Source organism: Streptomyces sp. NPDC000410 (genome assembly GCF_040300305.1).
In the GTDB taxonomy this organism is placed as follows: Bacteria; Actinomycetota; Actinomycetes; order Streptomycetales; family Streptomycetaceae; genus Streptomyces.
Window position 1 is genome coordinate 14213 of the sequence record NZ_JBEPDM010000024.1, and the last position, 20896, is coordinate 35108.

The following is a 20896-nucleotide window of genomic DNA, read 5'->3' on the forward strand; positions in this document are numbered from 1 at the left end:
GGGCCAAGCCCCAGACCCCCGGTACAGCCTTCGGCCGTGTCCTCAATCTCCCCCTACGCCCTGGCGGGCATGGGGGGACCCCCAGACGGGCTGGGAGACCCAGCCCCTCCGGCGATTGAGGAGCGGGGTCCGGGGCAGCGCCCCGGCGGGGTCCGGGGGCGGAGCCCCCGCAGGCGCCCCCTAACACTCCACCAGCAGCCCCCGCACCCCCCGGATCACGAACCCCGGCTTCCACTCCGGCTCCGCCGCGAGCCGCATCTGCGGTGCCTCCCGCAGCAGCTCCCCGAAGGACGCCGTCAGTTCGATGCGGGCGAGCGGCGCGCCCAGGCAGTAGTGGATGCCCGCGCCGAAGGTGATGTGGGGGTTGTCGGGGCGGGACAGGTCCAGCGTGTCGGGGGCGGTGAAGCGGGCCGGGTCGCGGTTGGCGGAGCCGAAGAGGAGGGCCAGTTCGGCGCCGCGCGGGATGAGCGTGCCTGCGATCTCGATGTCGTCGAGTACCCAGCGCTCGAAGAGCTGGAGCGGGGTGTCGTACCGCATGAGTTCTTCCACAGCTGTGGACAGGAGCGAGTGGTCCGCGCGGAGGGCCGCCAGCTGCCCGGGGTGGCGGAAGAGCGTCCACCAGCCGTTCGCGGTGGTGTTGACGGTCGCCTCGTGTCCGGCGTTGAGCAGCAGCACGCAGGTGGAGACCATCTCCTGCTCGCTGAGCCGGTCCCCCTCGTCGTGGGCGGCGATCAGCGCGGAGACGAGGTCGTCGCCCGGGGCGCGGCGGCGGGCCGCGATCAGTTCGCGCAGGTACGCCGAGAACTCGACCGACGCCCGGACGGCCTTCGTCGCGGTCTCCTCGGACGGCTTCAGTTCGTACATCCCGCAGATGTCCGCCGACCAGGGCCGCAGCAGCGCCCGGTCGCTCTCGGGGATCCCCAGCATCTCCGCGATGACCGCGACGGGCAGCGGCTCGGCGACCTCCGCGAGCAGATCGCCACCGCCCGCCTTCCTCAGGTCCGCCACGAGCCGGGCGGCGATCCGCCGCACGGCCGGTACGAGCGCCTCGACGGTCCGGGGCGTGAACGCCTTGGTCACGAGGCGCCGGATGCGCGTGTGGTCCGGGGCTTCGAGATCGAGCAGCCCGTGGTCATTGAGCGTGTGGAACGGCTCGTGCGCGGGCGGCGGGGGCGTACGCCCGAACTCCTCGTGCGTGAAGCGGTGCCGGTACGTACGGCCCAGGCGGCGGTCCCGCAGCAGGGCCGCCACATCGGCGTAATGCGGCACGAGCCACTGCCCGGTCGGCTCGAACCAGTGCACCCGGCCGCGTGCGCGGAGCTCGGCGTACGCGGGGTAGGGATCGGCGACGAAGCCGGGCGACCAGGGGGCGAAGGGCGGCGCGTCCATGGAGGGACGCTAACCGCCACGGGCCCGCTCGGGTACCCACCGGACCCAGGGCCCTACCCCGGCGTCACCAGCCTCGCCTCGTACGCGAACACCGCCGCCTGCGTCCGGTCCCGCAGGCCGAGCTTCACCAGCACCCGGCTGACGTGCGTCTTGATCGTGGACTCGGCGACGACGAGATGCGCGGCGATCTCCGCGTTCGACAGACCCTGGGCGATCAGCACCAGGACCTCCGTCTCGCGCTCGGTCAGGTCACCGACCTGGGCGAGGGCCGGCGGGCGCGGGGCCGCCGACATGCGCGAGAACTCGGTGATCAGGCGGCGGGTGACGGTCGGGGCGAGGAGCGCCTCGCCCGCCGCGACCACCCGAACGCCGTCCGCGAGCTGCCGGGCCGAGGCGTCCTTGAGCAGGAAGCCGGACGCACCGGCGCGCAGGGCCTGGTAGACGTACTCGTCGAGGTCGAAGGTGGTCAGGACCAGCACCTTCGCTCCGGCGTCGGCCGCGACGATCTCCCGCGTGGCCTCGATGCCGTTGAGTTCGGGCATCCGGATGTCCATCAGGACCACGTCCGGGCGCAGGGCGGCGACCTGCGCGATCGCCTCGCGGCCGTTGACCGCTTCGCCGATCACCTCGATGTCGGGCATCGCGTTCAGCAGGACGGAGAAGCCCTCGCGGACCATCATCTGGTCGTCGACGATCAGTACCCGGATGGTGCGGTCGGTCATGACGTCTCGTCCTTCGGCAGGGGGAGGAAGGCCGCGACCTCGTAGCCGCCGTCCTCCGTCGAGTCGGCCGTCAGCTCGCCGTTCAGCATCGCCACGCGCTCGCGCATGCCGGTGATCCCGTGCCCGGCGCCCGGCGACGCCTTGACCAGGCCGCGCGCCGGGCCGTTGACGATCCGCAGGCCGAGACCGCCGAGGACGTACGAGACCTCGACCTTCGCGGACGCGCCGGGCGCGTGCCGCAGCACGTTGCTCAGCGCCTCCTGGATGATCCGGTACGCCGACAGCTCCACGCCCTGCGGCAGTTCGCGCACCGCTCCGGTGACCGTCGCCTCGGCGTCGAGACCGGTCTCACGGACATTGGCCAGCAGCCGGTCGAGGTCGGCGAGCGTCGGCTGCGGCGCGTCCGGGGCCTCGTAGTCCTCCGCGCGTACGACGCCGAGGACGCGGCGCAGTTCGGTCAGCGCGGCCACCGCGTTCTCGCGGATCGTGGCGAAGGCCTGTTCCAGCTCGGGCGGCGGGTTCTCGACCCGGTAGGGGGCCGCCTCCGCCTGGATCGCGACGACCGACATGTGGTGGGCGACCACGTCGTGCAACTCGCGGGCGATGGTGGTGCGCTCCTCCAGCAGCGTGCGGCGGTCACGCTCGACGGCGGTGACGCTCTGCTGGACGGCGACCTCCTCCTTCGCCTCGCGGCGCACGTTCAGGACGGTGACGAGGAGCAGGCTGAGCGCCGAGAGGAAGAGCAGCGGCGCGGTGTTCGAGCCGTACGTGCCGTCGAGGAACACCCCGGCGAACATTCCGAACCCGGCCGTCAGCACCCACATCCAGGCGGCGGTGCGCGGCCGGGTCCTGAGCGCGACGAGGGTCAGGACCGCCAGGTGGCCGACGAAGGAGGGCGGCGACCAGGGCCAGTCGCCCCCGTCGCTGACGAGGAAGCCGACGAAGGGGGTGGACACGAGCGACAGCCAGAACGCCGCGACCGGCCTCACCAGGGTCAGCAGTACCGCGCCGGCCGGGATGAGGCCGTGGAGCGCCCATCCGATGGACGAGCCCTCGCCGGAGGCGTAGCCGACGAGCAGCGTCAGCAGGGCCAGCGCCACGATCACGGCGTGCGGCGTCCAGGCCGCACGGGCGCGTATCCGCGCGGGCAGCCGGCCCACGAGCGGACCGTCCGTCCGCATGGGCGGCAGCAGCCGGTACGTCAGCGGATCGTGGAAGAGGTCCTGACGCAGGCCACTGAGCGCGCCCGCCGCCAGCCTGAACTCGGGGCTGCGGGTCTTCGTCGTCTCGTTCACGTCAGCCAAGGTACGGGCCGGGGCGGACGCGGTCGTCCCCATGGATATGGATCCTGCCGCGTCCGCCTCAGGTACTACCCGCGGAAGGCCGCGGCGTGCTCCACCGCCCACTGCGCGAACGTACGCGCCGGGCGGCCCGTCACCCGTGCCACGGTGTCGACGACCGTACGGCCCTCGGGCGGGGTGTTCCCGTACACGTCGAGGAGGAAGTCGATCACGTCCTGCGGCATCCCGGCCGCGCGCCACTTCCCGACCGCCTCCTCGGCGGTGAGCTCCACCAGGTCGACGGCCTTGCCCCGGGCGGCCGCGAGCGCGCTCACCTTGTCCCGGAGGGTCAGCACCTCGGGGCCGGTGATCAGGTACGACTCGCCCGCGTGGCCGTCCTCGGTGAGGGCCACCGCGCCGACCGCGCCGATGTCCGCCTCGTGGACCATGGCGCTCAGCCGGTCCGTGAACGGCTCGCGCACGGCGTCCTCGGTGCGGATGGACTCGGCCCACTCCAGCGCGTTCGCCATGAACTCGACCGGCATCAGCACCGTCCAGGCCAGGTCGCTCGCCTCCACCGCGTCCTGGAGCGGCGTACGGTCGCCGCCGTGCAGGACGGTGACCCGCCGTACGCCCGCCTTGCGGGCCAGCTCGACGATCCGGGGACCGGTCTCCAGCGGGGCCATGTACTCCCCGCCGAAGGTGATCAGATGGAGGGCGGTGACGCCGTGCAGGGCCGGGGCCAGGCTGTCGGGGTCGGTGAGGTCGCCCCGGACGACCTCGACGCCCGCCGGGAGGGCGGCCTTCGCGGGGGCGCGGGTGAGGGCGCGTACGCCGACGCCGCGCGCGAGCAGCTCGGCGACGACCTGGCGGCCGACGGTTCCGGTGGCTCCGGTGACAAGGACCTTCTGGCTGGTGTTCGTCATGGTGGTGACCGTAGGGAGCGTTGCGGTCAGGTTCTGTCCGCGAAGCTTTTCGTGGTCCCGGGGCTTCCAGGGTTGCCCGGTTTTCGTCCGGCGCTTGCCCGGCGCTCGTCCCGGCGCTTGCCCGGCGCTCGTCCAGCGCTCGTCCAGCGCTCGTCCGGCGCCGGCGTCACCAGGCGAGCTGAGCGATCTCCTCCGCCACCACCGCGCACGCGTCCGCCACCGGATCGATCAGCGGGAAGTGGCCGACGTCCTCCAGGAGCGTGAAGCCGACCGTCTCGCCCGCCTTCGCCGCCGCGTCGACGTACGCCTCGGCCACGGCCTGCGGCACGACGGTGTCGTCACGTCCCTGGACGACGGCCGTCGCGATGCCGGTGGGCAGCAGCACCGCCGGGTCCGCGTACGGCGCCCGCTCCTTCAACCCCTCAGCCCCGTCGAGGAGTTCGAGCACGGCGTCGCCGCACACCGACAGCTCGGCCGCCCGGCCGAGGTCCGCGATCGGGGCGAGTGCCACGACACCGCGCAGCTGCGGCGGTGAGGACAGCCGCCAGGGGGATTCCTTGGGCAGCACGTGCCGGGCGGCGGCCCACAGCGCGAGATGCCCGCCCGCCGAGTGGCCGGTGACGACCGTGCGGCGCGGGTCGGCCGCCGGAAGTGCCGTACGGGCCAGCTCCGGCAGCGCGTCCAGCGCGGCGGCGATGTCGTCGAACGTATCCGGCCAGCGCCCGGCCGCCGTTCCCTCGCCGCCTCGGCGGTACTCGACGTTGGCGACGGCGAAACCGTGCCGCGCCAGGAAGTCCGCGAACGGCGTCACATGCTGCCGGTCGTACGGCGCCCGCCACGCCCCGCCGTGCAGCACCACCACGAGCGGCACCAGACCCTGATCGCGCTGATCGCCACGGCCGTCGCGCGGCGCGTAGAAGTCGATGACCTGGTCGGGGTGTGTGCCGTACGCGGCCGAGGCATCCGGTGCGACGGCCGGATGCGACAGGGCGGAGGCTTCCTCGGCAGCGTCGCGAGCGGCGGCGGCGGAGTCCGGCATGCTGCTCCAACCTTTCGGTGAGGGGGCCGAATTGGCCTGACCTGCGGGGACGGTACCAGGCCCCGGCCGACGCGATCGGCCGGCCGGGGCCTGTCCTCCGGATCGGGCCCCCGGCCCTCCGCGATCAGCCGAACACGCCGTCCGTGACGTCGGCGAGGACCCTCGCCGCGCGCTCGGTGTCCGCGAAACCGACGTACAGCGGAGTGAACCCGAATCGCAGCACGTCGGGGCGGCGCAGATCGCCGACCACTCCGCGCGCGATCAGGGCCTCCATGACGGCGGGCGCCCGCTCGCACGACAGGGCGACCTGGCTGCCGCGTTCGGCGTGCGCGCGCGGCGTCAGCGAGGCGACCCTCCCCTGGGGGACGTACGCCTCGACGCACTCCAGGAAGAAGTCGGTGAGGGCGAGCGACTTGGCCCGTACCGCCTCGACCGAGACCCCCTCCCAGACGTCGAGCGCCGCCTCCAGCGCCAGCATCGAGAGGATGTCCGGCGTGCCGACCCGGCCCCGCACCGCCCCGTCCGCCGCCGCGAAACCGGGCGTCATGGCGAAGGGGTCGGCATGCGAGTTCCAGCCGGGCAGGGGCGAGTCGAAGGCGGCCTGGTGACGCTCGGCGACGTACAGGTACGCCGGTGAACCCGGGCCTCCGTTCAGGTACTTGTAGGTGCAGCCGATCGCGAGGTCCACGCCGTGCGCGTCGAGGCCGACCGGCAGCGCGCCCGCGCTGTGGCACAGGTCCCAGACGGCCAGCGCGCCCGCCTCGTGCACGGCCGCCGTGAGCGCCGGCAGATCGTGCAGCCGGCCGGTGCGGTAGTCGACGTGGTTGACGAGCGCGACGGCGGTACGGGGGCCGAGCGCGGCGGGCAGCTCCGCCGGGGTGACGGGCACGATGCGGCGGCCGGTGAGCCGGGCGGCGGACTCGGCAATGTACCCGTCCGTGGGAAAGGTCGACGCGTCGACGACGATCTCGTCCCGGTCATCGTCCGCCATCCGGACGGCCGCGACGAGCGCCTTGAAGACGTTCACGCTCGTCGAGTCGCCGACCACGATCTGCCCGGGGGCCGCGCCGACCAGCGGCGCGATCCGCTCGCCGATGCGCTCGGGCGCGGTCCACCAGCCGCTCTCGTCCCAGGAGCGGATGCGCAGCTCGCCCCACTCGCGGGTGATCACATCGGCCATGCGGGCGGGGACGTGGCGGGGCAGGGCGCCCAGCGAGTTCCCGTCCAGATAGACCGTGCCCTCGTCGAGCGCGAACAGTTCGCGCTGCTTGACCAGTTCGTCTGCGGCGTCCAGCGCCGCGGCCTTCTGCGCGAGCGACTCAGACATGGCTGCGCGCCGTCCACAGCTCGGGGAAGACGTTCTTCGTCGCCCGCTTCTCCAGCCAGGCGACGCCCGCCGAACCGCCCGTGCCCGTCTTGGAGCCCATGGCGCGGCGGGTGGCCACGAGATGATCGTTGCGCCAGCGCCACACCAGCTCGCCGACGTCGGTCAACGCCTCCCCGAGGCGTACGAGTTCGGCGTGCTGGTCCTCGTCCGCGTACACGGCCGCCCACACCTGCTCGACCTCGGGCGACGGCTCGTAGCGCTGCGCGAGATCGCGGTCGAGGACGGACCGCGGAACGGGAAGGCCACGGCGCGCGAGGAGCCGCAGGACCTCGTCGTACAGGCTCGGCTCCTGAAGCGCCTTCTCCAGCTCGGCGTGGACGCGGGGCGCGCCCCGGTGCGGGACGAGCATCGACGCCGACTTCTCGCCGAGCAGGAACTCCATGCGCCGGTACATCGCCGACTGGAAGCCGGAGCCCTCGCCCAGCGCGGCGCGGTAGGAGTTGAACTGCACGGGGGTGAGCTGGGCCAGCGGCCTCCAGGAGGCGTTCAGCGCCTCCAGCTCACGTACGGAACGCTTCAGCGCGTCCCTGGCGACCGTCAGGTCGTCGCTGCGCAGCGCGCGGGACGCGGTCTCCCACTCGTGGACGATGACGGTGAACCACAGCTCCATGACCTGGGTGGTGACCAGGAAGACCATCTCTCCGGGGTCTTCGGAGAGCGGGTGCTGGAGGTGGGTGAGGACATCCGCCTGGACGTAGTCCTCGTACGGGGTCGTGCCGGCGAAGTCGAGGTTCGGGGTGTCCGAACCGGCTCCGGAGGCATCGGGATACTGCGACATCGCTGTCTCCTGACACAAGTGTCCGGGTAGCGGTCCGCCCCTTCCATCGTCGGTTACGGAGCTCCGGTCCCCTGCGGGCATCATAAGCGGAACCTCCGCCCCCACCGCCAGAGGCGGACGCCCGGGAAGGGGCGCCCGCCTCGGTCGGACGACTGTCCAGGTCAGCGATGGGCCCGGGGCGCCGAGGATGCCGGTCAGCCGCAGATGCCGGTCAGCCAAGCACCCAGGTCAGCCGCAGATGCCGGTCAGCCCAGGGTCTCCGCGGCCGTCTCGGACGAGTCGCGCAGGAACGTCGAGCAGCGCTCGTACTCCTCCTTCTCGCCGATCGCCTGCGCGGCGCGGGCGAGGGCGTGCAGGGCGCGCAGGAAGCCGCGGTTCGGCTCGTGCTCCCAGGGCACCGGGCCGTGGCCCTTCCAGCCGTTGCGGCGCAGCGCGTCGAGGCCGCGGTGGTAGCCGGTACGGGCGTAGGCGTACGACTCGACGACGCGGCCGGCCGCGAACGCGTCGTCGGCGAGCTGGGCCCAGGCCAGCGAGGAGGTCGGGTACTTCGCGGCGACGTCGGCGGGCGCCGTGCCGTTCGCGAGCAGCTCCCGCGGCTCCGGTTCGTCGGGCAGGTGAGTGGGGGCGGGTCCCCCCAGCAGGTTTTCGTGGATGGCCATGGGCCCCAGTCTCACAGGTCGACGGGTGGTCCGTGGAGCCGGTCGGTCACAGCATCCGGATCTTCAACCGGATCGGCCGTCCTTGGGCCTTTCCCGCCGCGCGGACCCCTCCCGGGGCTCGTCCCGGGGTTCCTCCCGCGGCTCTTCCCGCCGCACGGGCTCCTCCTGGGACACCGGCTCTTCCAGAGGCGGCGCCCCGACCCCGCAGTGCACCTTGCACTCGGGGTGGGCGCACGTCTCCGGCGGCCGCCGGACCGTCGCCCACGCGATCGCCGCGCCCAGCACCAGGACGCCCGCGCACATCGGCATCGCCCGCGCGAAGCTCGCCGCGAACTCCTCGGGGATCCGGTACGTCTCCGGCCCCATCCCGGCCAGCAGCGGCAGCGCGGCCACCGCGAGCAGTCCCGCCGCACGGGCCGCCGCGTTGTTGATGCCGCTGGCGATGCCCGCCCGCGCGGTGTCCACGGAGGCCAGGACCGTCGCGGTCAGCGGCGCGACCAGGATCACCATGCCGAGGCCGAGGACCACCATCGCGGGGAGTACGTCGACGACGTACGAGGCGTCCGGGCCGACGCGCAGCATCAGCAGCATCCCGGCCGCGCACAGCAGCGGGCCGACGGTCAGCGGGATGCGCGGGCCGATGCGCTCCCCGAGCTCGCCCGAGCGCGCGGAGAGGAGCAGCATCAGCACGGTGGTGGGGAGCAGGGCCGTGCCCGCCGCGAGGGCCGAATAGCCGGAGACGACCTGGAGTTGCAGCGCCGCGAGGAAGAAGAACCCGCTGAACGCGGCGTAGACGCACACGGTCACCAGATTGACGGCCGTGAACTGCCGGGACGCGAAGATCGACGGCGGCAGCATCGGGTTGGCGCGCCGCCGCTCGACGACCACGAAGGCGGCGCCGACGACGACGCCGGCGAGCCCGGCCCACAGCGCCGTGTCGATCAGCGCGTACGTCACGAGCGCCAGGCTCAGCGCTCCGAGCACCGCGCCCAGCACGTCGAACCGGCCGTGCGCCGAGGGGTCGCGTGACTCGGGGACGTGCCGCAGTGACACGGGGACGCACAGTGCGGCCAGCGGCACATTGAGCAGGAACACCCACCGCCATCCCGGCCCGTCGACGAGCCAGCCCCCGACGAACGGCCCCACGGCCGCGCCGACCCCGCCGAACCCGGACCACAGCCCCACGGCCTTCGCCCGGTCGTCCGGATGGAAGCTGGCCTGGATCAGCGCCAGCGAGCCGGGGGTGAGGAGCGCCCCGCCGACGCCTTGCAGGGCCCGCGCGATGATCAGCACTGGCGCGTTGGGCGCGAGACCGCACGCCAGCGAGGCCAGTGCGAACCACACGATGCCGATGACGAACACCCGCCGCCGCCCGTAGCGGTCCCCGAGCGCCCCGCCGAGCAGGATCAGCCCGGCGAGCGTGAGCATGTACGCGTTGACGGTCCACTGGAGCGCGGCGAGATCGGCGTCGAGATCGTCCCCGATATGCGGAAGCGCCACATTGACGACGGTCGAGTCGAGCATCGCCATGCTGGACCCGAGGACGGTCGCCAGCACCACCCATCGGCCGGTGGCGGACGCCAGCCTGATCTCCATACCGCGATCATCCCCGCTCCCCGCCCTCAGGGCCACGGCAGGACCGCGACCGGGGCCGGGGCCCGGCGCCCAGGGCACAGGCCCATGGACCGGGGCCGAGGGCCATCGGCGGAGCCGGACCGGGCCCAGGGCGCCGGGGTCCGGGGGCCGACGGGCCCGGCACCGAGGATCGTGGTGCCGGGCCCGTCGTACGGTACGAAACGCGGTTACTTCAGCTTCGTGCCCGCGGAGCGCAGCGCGGCGCACGCCTCGGTCACGCGCTTGGCCATGCTCGCCTCGGCGAGCTTGCCCCAGGTGCGCGGGTCGTAGGTCTTCTTCGAGCCGACCTCGCCGTCGACCTTCAGCACACCGTCGTAGTTCTTGAACATGTGGTCCGCGACGGGGCGGGTGAAGGCGTACTGCGTGTCGGTGTCGAGGTTCATCTTCACGACGCCGTTCTCCAGCGCGGTGGCGATCTCCTCGGCCGTCGATCCGGAGCCGCCGTGGAAGACGAAGTCGAACGGGTCGGCCTTGCCGAACTTCGCGGCGACGCCGGCCTGGAGGTCCTTGAGCAGCTCGGGGCGCAGGACCACGTTGCCCGGCTTGTAGACACCGTGGACGTTGCCGAACGATGCGGCCAGCAGGTAGCGGCCCTTCTCGCCCAGGCCGAGGGCCTCGGCGGTGCGGATCGCGTCCTCGACGGTGGTGTAGAGCTCGTCGTTGATCTCGTGCGAGACGCCGTCCTCCTCGCCGCCGGTCGGGGTGATCTCGACCTCAAGGATGATCTTGGCGGCGGCGGCCTGGGCCAGCAGCTCCTGGCCGATGGCCAGGTTGTCGGCGAGCGTCTCGGCGGAGCCGTCCCACATGTGGGACTGGAACAGCGGGTCCTGGCCCTTGGCGACGCGCTCGGCGGAGACCGCGATCAGCGGACGGACGTAGCCGTCCAGCTTGTCCTTGGGGCAGTGGTCCGTGTGGAGCGCGATGGTGACGTCGTACTTGGCGGCGACGATGTGCGCGAACTCGGCGAGCGCGACCGCGCCGGTCACCATGTCCTTGCTGTACTGGCCGCCCAGGAACTCCGCACCACCCGTGGAGATCTGGATGATGCCGTCGCTCTCGGCCTCCGCGAAGCCGCGCAGCGCAGCGTGCAGGGTCTGGGACGAGGTGACGTTGATGGCCGGGTAGGCGAACTTGCCTGCCTTCGCCCGGTCGAGCATCTCGTTGTAGACCTCGGGGGTTGCGATGGGCATCTGTCCGCTCCTTGGGATGTGCGGGGGTGTGCGTAACTTTGGCCCTGACCTGGGGGCGACGTCATCGTCGCACTCATCTTTCCAGAACCACACGCCACGTCTATGCGTACGGGGTGGACCGTTTCACGTGAAACGGTCCACCCCTCAGCAAAATCGCAGGTCAGGCGAGGTCGAGGTCCGAAAGCTGGTATCCGGTCAGGTACGTCAGCCCGGCCTCGGCGATCGCCCCCGCGGCACCCCGGTCCACGATCGTGGCCACGGCGACGACCTCGCCGCCCGCCTCGCGGACCGCCTCGACCGCGGTGAGCGGCGAGCCACCCGTCGTCGAGGTGTCCTCGACGACCAGGCAGCGCCGGCCCTTGACGTCGGTGCCCTCGATACGGCGCTGCATACCGTGCGCCTTCTGGGCCTTTCGTACGACGAAGGCGTCCAGGCGCTCGCCGCGCGCGGCGGAGGCGTGCAGCATCGAGGTCGCCACGGGGTCGGCACCGAGCGTCAGCCCGCCGACACAGTCGAAGTCCAGGTCCTTGGTCAGATCGAGCATGACCTGGCCGACCAGCGGCGCGGCCTCTCCGTCCAGCGTGATCCGGCGCAGGTCGATGTAGTAGTCGGCCTCACGACCCGAGGAGAGGGTCACCTTGCCGTGCACCACGGCCTTGTCCTTGATCTGCTGGAGCAGCTCAGCACGTACGTCACTCATGGTCCTGAGCTTAGGCCCTGTCCAGCCGGCGCCACGTCCACGTCGCGGCGACCTCCAGCGGATCGATGGGGGTGACCAGGCGGGGGTGGGTGTTGAGGCCGTTCGGCGGGCCGGACTGGGGCTCGACGCAGATGGCCTCTTCCTGCTCGTCGTAGATGACGACCCATTCCTCACGGCTCTTCACCGTGAGCTCCAGCCGGTCCGGCCAGGTAAGCGTGACGTCGACGCCGTCGGGCATCCCGAAGCAGTCGTCCCAGGGGCCGTGCATGAGGTCGATCCCGCGGCCGGTGGGGATGTGGTCGGGCCCACGCTCCTCCTGCCAATCGGGGGTGAAGTCGATCAGCGCCTCCTTCTCGCCGGGGAAGGCATGGCGCAGGAACCAGGGGTGCCAGCCGGCCTGCGCGGGGAACGACACGTCGTACGTCTCGATGCCGAGCTGGAGCGTCAGCGAGTCCTCGGTCAGCTCGAACGTCTGGGTGACGAGGCCCCGGTACGGCCAGGGTTCGCCGAGCTCATAGGTGAACGCGGCCTCGGCGGGACCCGTGCGGGCGGTGCGCCATGAGGTGTCGCGGCCGGTGCCGTGGATGGCGTGCGGCGGGGAGTTGAGGGGCAGCTGGTGTGCCACGCCGCCGTTGCTGAACCGCCCGCCCGCCGTCCGGCCGCACCAGGGCACCATCGGGAAGCAGCCGTACCGCTCCCCCTGGCGCAGCAGTTCGGTGCCCGCGATCCGCAGGCTCGTGATCCGGCAGCCGCCCGCCGGGTCGACGGTCAACTCGACGTCACCGGCGGCGAGCCGGACGCATTCTTCGCTACTCACACCCCGACAGTACTGGCGTCCTACTTACGGCGCCTCAGCGCGCGGCTCACGACGACGGCGGAGGCGATCGCGATCGCGGCGGCCGGGGCGATCCAGCGCAGTGTGCCGCCGGCGGTGGTGGCCTGGGGCGGGGGCACGGGCGCGTACCGTCCGCGCGGCGGGGCGTGGTCGACCTCCTCCGCGCTCCGCCCGATCATGGTCCGACGCGCGTGTGCGGCCTCGGCGGGGGGCTCGTCGTCGACGAGGGGGTCGAGGGCGGAGGGCGGCACGTCCACGTCGAACACGGAGACGACTACTTCGTCTTCGTCGGCTTCTTCGTACGCCTCTTCCGGCTCTTCCGGCTCTTCCGTCGCCGCCTCGTTCGCCAGCGACGACGCGAAGCGGCTCAGCAGCCGGGTCGCCGCCTGCGTCACCGCGTCCGGATCGGCCTCCGCGAGCCGGCCCTCCGCGTGCGCGGTCCCCGTGAAGCCGACGGTCGTCCCCTCCTCCACCGGGGTGAGCCGGATCGTCAACGCGAGCTTCGCGGCCCCGCTACCGCGGGCCTCCGTCCCCTCCCCCTCGACGGCGAAGTCGCCCCCGTCCTGCTCGGCGATCCGCAGCGCGCCCCGGTAGGTGATCGTGTGACCTCCCACCCTGACCTTCAACCGCCCTACGAGCGGCCCTGCCTCCGCGTCGGCGTCCTGCTGCAGCCCTGGAACGCAGCGCGCGAGGCGTGCGGGGTCGCTGAGCGTCTGCCGAAGAGCCTCGGCGGGAACGGGAACGAACACCTCATGCTCCATGAGAGCCGAGCCTACTCAGCCCGGGCGGCCGTGGCCCCCCTCGCGCGCGTAACTCCACCGGTTCGCGGCCCGACGCCTGCGGCGGCCCTTCCCGACAACTGGGGCTCCGCCCCAGACCCCCGTACGGCCTCCGGCCGTGTCCTCAATCTCCCCCTACGCCCTGGCGGGCGTGGGGGGACCCCCAGACGGGCTGAATTTTCCAACCGCTGCGGCGATTGAGGAGCGGGGGCTGGGGCGGAGCCCCAGTTCGGGAAGGGGCGGGCAGGGGAACAAGCCCGCCGCAGGCGCCCACCCCCGCACCCCACCCCACCCCTCAGTGCGCGTACCTCGGGTGCAGCAGCGTCGACGGCGGCACGCCCGGGGAGCGTTCCGTGGCGGCGCTGTGGGCGGGCGGGCCCAGCGGCGGCGGGGTCGCGGTGGCGGAGGCGAGGAGGAAGCCGCGGCCCGGGGCCGACCGCGCGCGGTAGGGGTGGGTCGCCAGGCCCGCCGCGCGCATCGTGGCGTCCACCGTCCAGTACGCGTCCGGGCCCACGTGGACCGCCAGGCGCCCGCCGTCCGCGAGGACCCCGGCCGTGAGGCCGTAGAACTCCTGGGAGTACAGCTTCGCGTCCCCGGCCGCCTGCCCCGGATCGGGCAGATCCGAGATCACCACGTCGTAATCCACCCTCCCCGCAGCCCGCAGCCGACGGAACGCGTCCCCGTACACCACCCGCAACCGCCGGTCCCGGTACACCTGCCCGTTCAGCGCCGTCAGCGCCGGGTCCGTACGGGCGAGGCGCACCACGCCCGGGTCCCGTTCGACGAGGGTCACCGAGCGCACCCCGGGGTAGCGCAGCACCTCGCGGGCCGCGAGCCCGTCGCCCCCGCCGAGGATCAGCACGCGGGCGTGCGGGCCGCCGCGCATCGCGGGGTGCACCAGGGCACCCTGGTAGCGGCACTCACCGCGCCCGCTCACCCGCAGCCGGCCGTCCAGGAAGAGATGGAGCGGCCCGCTCCGGGCCCCGGTCAGGACGACCTCCTGCACCCCGGTCCGCACCGCGACCCGCACCGGGTCGCCGTACACCGCCCGCCGCGCCGCCGACTCGAAGTCGCCGACCAGCGCGGTCGCGGTGGCCAGCACCGCCAGGACCGTCACATTGGCGGCGAGCAGCCACCACCGCGCCCGCACCGTGAGGTCCCGCCGGAACAGCCACAGCACCAGCGCCCCGCCCGCCACCGCGTTCACCGCGCCCGTCAGCAGCGCCCCGGTGAGCTGCCCGAGCCATGGCAGCAGCAGGAAGGGGAACGCGAGCCCGCCGACGAGCGCGCCGACGTAGTCGGCCGCGAAGAGATCGGCGACGGTGCCCGCCGCGTCGTCGGCCTTGTCACCGCGCCGTGACGCCCGCTGGATCAGGGTCATCAGCAGCGGGATCTCGGCGCCGATGAGCACCCCGATCGCGAGCGAGAAGCCCACCAGCGCGTACCGCGCCTCGCCGAGCCAGGCGAACGCCGCGTACAGCACCAGCGCCGAGCAGCCGCCGAGCAGCGCGAGTGCCGCCTCGACCGCGCCGAAGCCGACGGCCGCGTGGCACCGCATCCGTTTGGCGAGCAGCGAGCCGAGCCCCATCGCGAAGACCATGACGGACAGCACCACGGAGGCCTGGGTGACCGAATCACCGATCAAGTACGAGGCGAGGGCGACGAGTTCGAGCTCGTAGACCAGCCCGCAGGCCGCGCAGACGAACACCACGAGGAGGACGAGGAAGCGGCCCGCGCCCGGACGGACGGTCAACGCTGGTGCAGGGACAGGCGGGTCGATCATGCCGTAACGCTACGTCACGCATCCGTCGCATCACGTCACCCACACGGATGCAACTGCCCTAAAATGCCATGCGGATGCATGGAATCAGCGTCCGGCGGGCACGCGCGCGCTCACCCGTGTGCGGGTCACGACGAGCTGCCCCTCCTGCGGGTACGCGTGCCACGTCCGCCACCGCACCTGACCCTCGTGGCGCTGCGCCACCATCGCCGTGAACGCGTGGGGCGAGCCCGGGAACGTACCTGCGAGCCCGTTCGGATGGTCCGCGACCAGCGCCAGCAGCTCCTGTGCGCGCCCCGCGAACGAGCCCTTCGACAGCGTCTCGACGCGCGCCGCGAATTCGTACTCCCACTCGCCGACCCGTTTGGCCACGCCCAGCGGCAGCGGTGTGCTGCTGCCGGGCAGGCAGGCGACGGTCTCGGAGCAGGTGCCGTGCTCCTCGTCGAGCAGCACCTGGTGGGAGGCGCCGAGGAGTCGCAACTGCAGTTTGGCTCCCGCGAGTTCGAGATCGAGGACGGCCAGGGCGGGCAGCGGTTCCCGACCCAGCGCCCAGGCCAGATCGGCCGCGCGGGTATCCGTATAGGAGGTTTTCAGGGTCGTGAGCATGGGTCGGCTCCGCAAACACGCGTAACGGGTTGACGGGCGGTCCGGGGCGCCCCGGAAGAAGCACAGAGGAGATGGGGACCGCCTGCTCGGTTCCATAGGAGGTCCGAGGGCTGGAGGTACTCAACAGCGAGGGAATCACGAAGTGCGCGCCGCTCACAGGGGTTTTACCCAACTTGCCGGGGTTTCCATCCCCTAGGGGGCCTTACGGTTCAACTGTTCAACGGAAACCCATCCCAAGTGCGCGCAAGACCCCCGGATACCTGCACATCACGTCAACACGAAGACGTCCGGCGGGAGTTCGACCCGCACGGACGTCTTCACGCGGAACGGACCGGCTGCCCCGTGTCAGCCGCCTCCGCCGCCGCGTCAGCTGCCGCCACCGCCGCAGCCTCCGCCGCCTCCGCCGCCGCCACCCCCGCAGGACGACGACCCGCCGCCGCACGACGACCCCCCGCCGTCGCCGCCACCGGCCCACCAGCTGCCGCCGTCACCGCCGCCGCGCGAGCGGCTGCGCCGCGCTCCCCGCGTGGCCAGCATGATGATCACTACGAACGTGAAGAGCGCGATGATCAGCAGTGCCTCCATCGTCCTCACCATCCCCCGTCGATCCGAGTACTTCGTTCTGATTGCTTCGTTCTGATTGCCTGTGTGTGGGGGATCCCCCTGACCCCGGAGACCCAAAGCAGAATTGAGCAAGTCCAGAGGTTCTCGCCCGAAACCCCACCCCACGAGGAGCCCCGATGAACACGAGGCCACTGCTGAACCGCCGCCTGGACGGTCTCGGGACGACGATCTTCGCGGAGATGTCGGCCCTGGCCACGGCGACGGGATCGATCAATCTGGGGCAGGGCTTCCCAGACACGGACGGCCCTGCCGAGATCGCCGAGGCGGCCGCGCGGGCGATCCACGACGGCCGGGGCAACCAGTACCCGCCGGGCCCCGGCGTCCCCGAGCTGCGTACCGCCATCGCCGAGCACCAGCAGCGCTTCTACGGCCTCACCCACGATCCGGACACCGAGGTCCTGGTGACGGCCGGCGCGACGGAGGCCATCGCCGCCGCGCTCCTCGCCCTGCTGGAGCCCGGCGACGAGGTCATCGCCCTCGAGCCGTTCTTCGACTCCTATGCCGCCTGCATCGCGATGGCGGGCGCCACCCGCGTCCCGCTGACGCTGCGCGCCCCGTCCTTCCGCCCGGATCTCGACCGGCTGCGCGACCTGATCACCCCGCGCACCCGGCTGCTCCTGCTGAACACCCCGCACAACCCCACCGGCATGGTGCTCACCCCCGGGGAGCTGAGCGCCATCGCGGCCCTGGCCGTCGAGCACGACCTGCTGGTCGTCACCGACGAGGTCTACGAGCACCTCGTCTTCCACGGCGCGCACCACCCGATCGCCGCCCTGCCCGGCATGCGCGAGCGCACGGTCTCCATCTCGTCGGCCGGGAAGACGTTCTCCTTCACGGGCTGGAAGGTCGGCTGGGCTACCGGCACCCGGGATCTCGTGACCGCCGTCCGGACCGCCAAGCAGTACCTCACGTACGTCAGCGCGGGCCCGTTCCAGTACGCGATCGCCGAGGCACTCCGCCTGCCGGACGCGTACTTCGACGGCTTCCGCGCCGACCTCCAGCGCAAGCGCGACCTCCTCGGCGACGGCCTGCGCGCGGCCGGGTTCGAGGTCTACCAGCCCCAGGGCACGTACTTCATCACCACCGACATCACCCCCTTCGGCGAGAAGGACGCCTACGCCTTCTGTCGCGCCCTCCCCGAACGCTGCGGCGTCGTCGCCATCCCCAACTCCGTCTTCTACGACGACCCCGACGCCGGCCGCAGCCAGGTCCGCTTCACCTTCTGCAAGAAGGACGACGTCCTCCACGAGGCAGTCAGCCGCCTTCGCAGCCTCTCGTCCTGAACGCCAGGCGGCACACCCGGCCGAGGACGTACGGCGCCGGAACTCACCCGTTGTCCCGGCTCCTCGCCGGTGCCGGTCTCCCCGGCACCGGCGGCCCTGGGCGATGCCGTCATCGGTCAGCGGCGCCGCTTGCGGCCGCTCCCGCCGGCGCGGCGCGCCCGCTTGTGGGCGCGGCCGGGACGGGCGGCGGGAACGCGCAGCACCTCGGCAGCCAACCGCCCGAGCTCCTCCATACCCGCCCGGTCAGGGTGCGCGGAGTCCGACGCGGCGGCGATCGCGTCCCTGATCTCCGGGCCCTGGGCGCGCAGCGCCTCCTCGGCGCCGCCCGAGCCGCCCGCCAGCTCCACGAGCTGGAGCAGGTTCTCGGCGAGCACCAGCAGATGCTCGGTGTCGGTCATGTCTTCCGGAGACAGCAGTTCATGGTGCGCCAACGTGTTCAGTGCCAGCGGCGCGAGCTGGGGATCGCGGCGCAGCATGCGCAGCAGCCGGTCGCCCTCGCCGTCCGGCAGCGCCGCCAACAGCACGCCGAGCATCGCCTGCGCACGCGTGCGGAAAGCCGTGACTCTTACCGCGTCGGTCAGTTGCCGCAGTGCCGCCTCTCGCTCGCCGCGCGCCGCGATCCAGCCGGCCAACTCCGCCCGGGCGGCATCCGGCGGGTACTCCTCGGCCAGCACGCCCAGCAGCCCGGCCGCCGACGCCTGGGCCAGTTCACCGATCAGGGGTGCGTCGCGGCCGACGGCCAGCAGTCGCTGCCGTACGGCCCGGGTGCCGAGCTCGGTGAGACGGATGAGCTCGACCGGCCCGGCGGTCAGCTCCTCACGCCGCCGGTCGGCCCGCTCCCGCGCCACCGGGTCCGGGGTCCGGCCCTCGACGCCCAGCAGCTGCGCGACCGCCGGCGGCATGTCTGCGAGCAGCTCGGGTCCGGCGGCGGAGAGGTCGGCATCGAGGAACACCGGGTCGGCCATCCCTCGCTCTCGCTCGATCGCGCCCAGGCCGTCCAGCAGGTCGAGCACCGTGCGCAGGTCCCGGTCGGCGTGCTCGAACCACATCCGGTGCTGGAGATCCGACCCGCCGTCGAGCTGGAAGGAGGTCCGATAGGCCAGGTGCACCGTGTCGCGCAGCCGCGGCCAGGGCATCGGGTAAGGCAGGCTGTAGAGCGTGTTCAGCACATCTCCCAGCACGTCCTCGTAGACGTCGAAGAGCATCGACTCGACGTGCCAGCCGCTGCGCGCCCCGAGCAGGTGCTGCCTCAGCTCGAAGCACGATTCGAAGGCGCACAGCCACAGCCTGAGCGGGTCGGCCAGCACCGGCCGCGCTTTGGCCACCGCGTACAGACGCCCCTTGACCACCCGGACCAGCCGCGCCTTCTTCGCCCATTCCGTCAGCAGTCCCAGGCGCGGCAGGTCTGCCGAGGAGCGCACCCCGTCGGTCTTGTCCCCGGTGCCGAGTGCGTCAACCAGGTCTCGGGCATCGGCCATCCGCAGCCGTCCCGTCGCCGTCACGGGGCGGCCGTCCTGTCCCGCCCACTCGGTGAGTCCACGCAACTGCACCACCGTCTTCGACGCCTCTGCCCGTCGGCGCAGTTCGTCGTCCTCGGGCAGTGCGACGGGCAGCTGCGGCTCGGCACGGGCTGAGCCGGACAGCGCGCGGCCGGTCAGCCGCCGTTCCATGATCGCTTCGAGGGCCCGCTCGTCGTAGGCGGCTTCTCCGCGCCGCGCCCGGTCCGCGAAGCGCTGCATCGCCGCCCCGTCCCGGACGTCCACGCCCTGCTCGGCGGCCGTCATCGCCCAGAACTTCGCCAGACCCCAGCGAGTGCGGTCCGCCATCGCCGCCGGGTGCTGCTCCGCGGCCCTGTCGACCGCGGCGAGGGATTCCTGGAGGGCGGGGCCGCGCGGGTCCGCCAACTGTGCGGCATGCAGATAGCGCAGCAGCGTGCGCAGTGTGCCCGGGGCGTCGGAGCGTTCCTCCCCAGGGAGCTCGGTGACGTTCTGGGGCAGCCACGTGACCAGGAGCTCCTCCACGTGGCGCGGCTCCCACAGACCCAGTCGGCCGTCGGCGGTCGCTCCGTGCCGGTAGTCCAGAATCGCCTCGGCCGTGAACCCGTCCACCGGCTGCCCCTGTTCCCCGGCCCACCGGACCAGGCGGTCGAGGAGCAGCCCACGCGCCGCCTCGAACTCCTCCTCGGCCTCGGGCTCGAACCTCATCCGCATGTGACCCCGTCCCACCTGTCCGCAGCAGTCCTTGCGGTGGCACGCTACCCGCCCCGTCGCGGCCGGGAACCTGGCCGGGAATCAGCGGGCGTCCGCCTCCGGCTCCGGACGCGGGAGTTCGTCGAGGTCGAGGGTGAAGGTGCGGCCGTCGGCCAGCGGGATGGGGAGCTTGCCCGTGCCGTACTTGTGGGTGTGCGCCGCGATGTAACCGGTGCCGGTCGGCTGGGTGTGGAGGACGACTTCCTGGGCGTAGGGGTCCACCACCAGGTAGACCGGGATGCCGTAGCGGCCGTACTTCGCGGTGCAGTCGTCGTAGTCCTTGCGCGCGGAGGAGGTGGAGACCACCTCGGAGATCAGCAGGACGTCCTCGAAGCTGTAGCGCTTGCCCTCGCGGCGGGCGTCCTCTCGGAGGATCGCAAGGTCGGGAGCGGAGTTCTCGTCGGCGGGGAAGTCGATGTAGACGTCCGAGGTGACCTTCGCGTGACGACCGAGGGCGAGAGAGTCGATCTGCATCGACCTGATGGTGCTGGAGCGCTCTTCGCTCTGCGGAGTCATGATCACCTTTCCGTCGGCTCCGAACAGGACGGTGTAACCCTTGGGAAACTCGGTGAGCATGATCGCGTCGACGCTCATGGACGGCTCCTTCCCGTGTGTGGGCAGAATACGGCGACAGTGCCCTGCTATCGAGCCGCAGCTGTCCCACCGCCGTCGCTGGACATCCCCCTGGTGCGGCTCGTCGCGCGGCACGCAAATGGGTGTACGAACAAGGCGTCGGCTGGGCCACCGCGTCCGCGCCACTGATCTCCGCCGTCCGTACCGCGAAGCAGTACCTGACGTTCGTCAGCTCCGGCCCGTTCCAGTACGCCATCGCCGAAGCCCTCCGCCTCCCGGACAGCTATTTCACTGACTTCCGCGACGACCTGCGCCGTAAGCGGGACATCCTCACGGAGGGCCTGACGGAAGCGGGCTTCGAGGTCTTCCGGCCGGAAGGGACGTTCTTCATCACCACCGACATCGCCGCCCTGGGCGAGAAGGACGGGCTCGCCTTCTGCCGGGAGCTGCCCGGGGTGCGGT

19 protein-coding genes and 1 pseudogene are annotated in these 20896 nt (G+C 72.2%); 2 read left to right on the forward strand and 18 right to left on the reverse strand.

The window, feature by feature from the left end; genetic code table 11:
* Positions 1-180: 180 nt before the first annotated feature.
* From ABT342_RS22925 to ABT342_RS23000, 16 genes are all read right to left on the reverse strand, one after another.
* The gene (locus ABT342_RS22925; protein ID WP_351576835.1) at positions 181-1389 is read right to left on the reverse strand and encodes a cytochrome P450; all 1209 of its coding nucleotides are present in this window, start codon (positions 1387-1389) and stop codon (positions 181-183) included.
* Positions 1390-1442: 53 nt separating this feature from the next.
* A complete protein-coding gene (locus ABT342_RS22930; RefSeq protein ID WP_351576838.1) occupies positions 1443-2111 on the reverse strand; it encodes a response regulator in 669 nt (222 codons plus the stop codon).
* Positions 2108-3448: a sensor histidine kinase gene (locus ABT342_RS22935; RefSeq protein WP_351576841.1), complete on the reverse strand. Its 1341-nt coding sequence runs from the start codon at positions 3446-3448 to the stop codon at positions 2108-2110. The genes ABT342_RS22930 and ABT342_RS22935 overlap by 4 nt, the downstream gene beginning before the upstream one ends.
* A 32-nt stretch (positions 3449-3480) precedes the next feature.
* Positions 3481-4317, reverse strand: a complete 837-nt coding sequence (locus tag ABT342_RS22940) for an NmrA family NAD(P)-binding protein (protein ID WP_351576844.1) — start codon at positions 4315-4317, stop codon at positions 3481-3483.
* Between the two features lie 166 nt (positions 4318-4483).
* The gene (locus ABT342_RS22945; protein ID WP_351576847.1) at positions 4484-5356 is read right to left on the reverse strand and encodes an alpha/beta hydrolase family protein; all 873 of its coding nucleotides are present in this window, start codon (positions 5354-5356) and stop codon (positions 4484-4486) included.
* Between the two features lie 124 nt (positions 5357-5480).
* Complete coding sequence (gene kynU / locus ABT342_RS22950) at positions 5481-6683, reverse strand: kynureninase (RefSeq protein WP_351576849.1); 1203 nt, start codon at positions 6681-6683, stop codon at positions 5481-5483.
* Positions 6676-7521 (reverse strand): tryptophan 2,3-dioxygenase family protein, encoded by an 846-nt coding sequence (locus ABT342_RS22955; RefSeq protein WP_351576852.1) that lies wholly within the window; start codon positions 7519-7521, stop codon positions 6676-6678. The genes kynU and ABT342_RS22955 overlap by 8 nt, the downstream gene beginning before the upstream one ends.
* 245 nt (positions 7522-7766) lie before the next feature.
* Positions 7767-8180 carry a DUF3151 domain-containing protein gene (locus tag ABT342_RS22960; protein WP_351576854.1) on the reverse strand — a complete coding sequence of 138 codons (414 nt, stop codon included), beginning with the start codon at positions 8178-8180 and terminating at the stop codon, positions 7767-7769.
* A gap of 63 nt (positions 8181-8243) precedes the next feature.
* Positions 8244-9776, reverse strand: coding sequence for an MFS transporter (locus ABT342_RS22965; protein ID WP_351576856.1), 1533 nt, complete (start codon positions 9774-9776; stop codon positions 8244-8246).
* Between the two features lie 206 nt (positions 9777-9982).
* Positions 9983-11005, reverse strand: coding sequence for a class II fructose-bisphosphate aldolase (gene fbaA, locus ABT342_RS22970; protein ID WP_351576859.1), 1023 nt, complete (start codon positions 11003-11005; stop codon positions 9983-9985).
* A 160-nt stretch (positions 11006-11165) separates the two neighbouring features.
* Complete coding sequence (gene pyrE, locus ABT342_RS22975) at positions 11166-11705, reverse strand: orotate phosphoribosyltransferase (RefSeq protein ID WP_351576862.1); 540 nt, start codon at positions 11703-11705, stop codon at positions 11166-11168.
* Positions 11706-11715: 10 nt separating this feature from the next.
* The gene (locus ABT342_RS22980) at positions 11716-12522 is read right to left on the reverse strand and encodes an aldose epimerase family protein (RefSeq protein WP_351576865.1); all 807 of its coding nucleotides are present in this window, start codon (positions 12520-12522) and stop codon (positions 11716-11718) included.
* A gap of 20 nt (positions 12523-12542) precedes the next feature.
* Complete coding sequence (locus tag ABT342_RS22985) at positions 12543-13301, reverse strand: SRPBCC domain-containing protein (protein WP_351576868.1); 759 nt, start codon at positions 13299-13301, stop codon at positions 12543-12545.
* Positions 13302-13614: 313 nt separating this feature from the next.
* Positions 13615-15102: a polyamine aminopropyltransferase gene (locus ABT342_RS22990; protein ID WP_351576871.1), complete on the reverse strand. Its 1488-nt coding sequence runs from the start codon at positions 15100-15102 to the stop codon at positions 13615-13617.
* Between the two features lie 84 nt (positions 15103-15186).
* On the reverse strand, positions 15187-15705 hold the full coding sequence (locus ABT342_RS22995; RefSeq protein WP_351576874.1) for a DUF2617 family protein: 519 nt from the start codon (positions 15703-15705) through the stop codon (positions 15187-15189).
* A 366-nt stretch (positions 15706-16071) separates the two neighbouring features.
* Positions 16072-16290, reverse strand: a complete 219-nt coding sequence (locus tag ABT342_RS23000; RefSeq protein ID WP_351576877.1) for a hypothetical protein — start codon at positions 16288-16290, stop codon at positions 16072-16074.
* A gap of 155 nt (positions 16291-16445) precedes the next feature.
* Here ABT342_RS23000 and ABT342_RS23005 point away from each other — a divergent pair, with 155 nt between their 5' ends.
* Positions 16446-17612 carry a pyridoxal phosphate-dependent aminotransferase gene (locus ABT342_RS23005; RefSeq protein ID WP_351576880.1) on the forward strand — a complete coding sequence of 389 codons (1167 nt, stop codon included), beginning with the start codon at positions 16446-16448 and terminating at the stop codon, positions 17610-17612.
* A 116-nt stretch (positions 17613-17728) separates the two neighbouring features.
* On the opposite strand, the gene ABT342_RS23010 is transcribed toward ABT342_RS23005, so the two are convergent.
* On the reverse strand, positions 17729-19822 hold the full coding sequence (locus ABT342_RS23010) for a hypothetical protein (protein WP_351576883.1): 2094 nt from the start codon (positions 19820-19822) through the stop codon (positions 17729-17731).
* 81 nt (positions 19823-19903) lie between these two features.
* A complete protein-coding gene (locus tag ABT342_RS23015; protein WP_351576886.1) occupies positions 19904-20455 on the reverse strand; it encodes a Uma2 family endonuclease in 552 nt (183 codons plus the stop codon).
* A gap of 137 nt (positions 20456-20592) precedes the next feature.
* Here ABT342_RS23015 and ABT342_RS23020 point away from each other — a divergent pair.
* Positions 20593-20886: pseudogene (locus ABT342_RS23020) on the forward strand (aminotransferase class I/II-fold pyridoxal phosphate-dependent enzyme); the annotation flags it as partial.
* Between the last annotated feature and the right edge of the window lie 10 nt (positions 20887-20896).

Excerpts from the sequence above, each read along its gene's own strand:
- ABT342_RS22925 (WP_351576835.1), bottom strand. The coding sequence starts at position 1,389 with ATGGACGCGCCGCCCTTCGCCCCCTGGTCGCCCGGCTTCGTCGCCGAT.
- ABT342_RS22930 (WP_351576838.1), bottom strand. The coding sequence starts at position 2,111 with ATGACCGACCGCACCATCCGGGTACTGATCGTCGACGACCAGATGATG.
- ABT342_RS22935 (WP_351576841.1), bottom strand. The coding sequence starts at position 3,448 with ATGGGGACGACCGCGTCCGCCCCGGCCCGTACCTTGGCTGACGTGAAC.
- ABT342_RS22940 (WP_351576844.1), bottom strand. The coding sequence starts at position 4,317 with ATGACGAACACCAGCCAGAAGGTCCTTGTCACCGGAGCCACCGGAACC.
- ABT342_RS22945 (WP_351576847.1), bottom strand. The coding sequence starts at position 5,356 with ATGCCGGACTCCGCCGCCGCCGCTCGCGACGCTGCCGAGGAAGCCTCC.
- kynU (WP_351576849.1), bottom strand. The coding sequence starts at position 6,683 with ATGTCTGAGTCGCTCGCGCAGAAGGCCGCGGCGCTGGACGCCGCAGAC.
- ABT342_RS22955 (WP_351576852.1), bottom strand. The coding sequence starts at position 7,521 with ATGTCGCAGTATCCCGATGCCTCCGGAGCCGGTTCGGACACCCCGAAC.
- ABT342_RS22960 (WP_351576854.1), bottom strand. The coding sequence starts at position 8,180 with ATGGCCATCCACGAAAACCTGCTGGGGGGACCCGCCCCCACTCACCTG.
- ABT342_RS22965 (WP_351576856.1), bottom strand. The coding sequence starts at position 9,776 with ATGGAGATCAGGCTGGCGTCCGCCACCGGCCGATGGGTGGTGCTGGCG.
- fbaA (WP_351576859.1), bottom strand. The coding sequence starts at position 11,005 with ATGCCCATCGCAACCCCCGAGGTCTACAACGAGATGCTCGACCGGGCG.
- pyrE (WP_351576862.1), bottom strand. The coding sequence starts at position 11,705 with ATGAGTGACGTACGTGCTGAGCTGCTCCAGCAGATCAAGGACAAGGCC.
- ABT342_RS22985 (WP_351576868.1), bottom strand. The coding sequence starts at position 13,301 with ATGGAGCATGAGGTGTTCGTTCCCGTTCCCGCCGAGGCTCTTCGGCAG.
- ABT342_RS22990 (WP_351576871.1), bottom strand. The coding sequence starts at position 15,102 with ATGATCGACCCGCCTGTCCCTGCACCAGCGTTGACCGTCCGTCCGGGC.
- ABT342_RS22995 (WP_351576874.1), bottom strand. The coding sequence starts at position 15,705 with ATGCTCACGACCCTGAAAACCTCCTATACGGATACCCGCGCGGCCGAT.
- ABT342_RS23000 (WP_351576877.1), bottom strand. The coding sequence starts at position 16,290 with ATGGAGGCACTGCTGATCATCGCGCTCTTCACGTTCGTAGTGATCATC.
- ABT342_RS23005 (WP_351576880.1), top strand. The coding sequence starts at position 16,446 with ATGAACACGAGGCCACTGCTGAACCGCCGCCTGGACGGTCTCGGGACG.
- ABT342_RS23010 (WP_351576883.1), bottom strand. The coding sequence starts at position 19,822 with ATGCGGATGAGGTTCGAGCCCGAGGCCGAGGAGGAGTTCGAGGCGGCG.
- ABT342_RS23015 (WP_351576886.1), bottom strand. The coding sequence starts at position 20,455 with ATGAGCGTCGACGCGATCATGCTCACCGAGTTTCCCAAGGGTTACACC.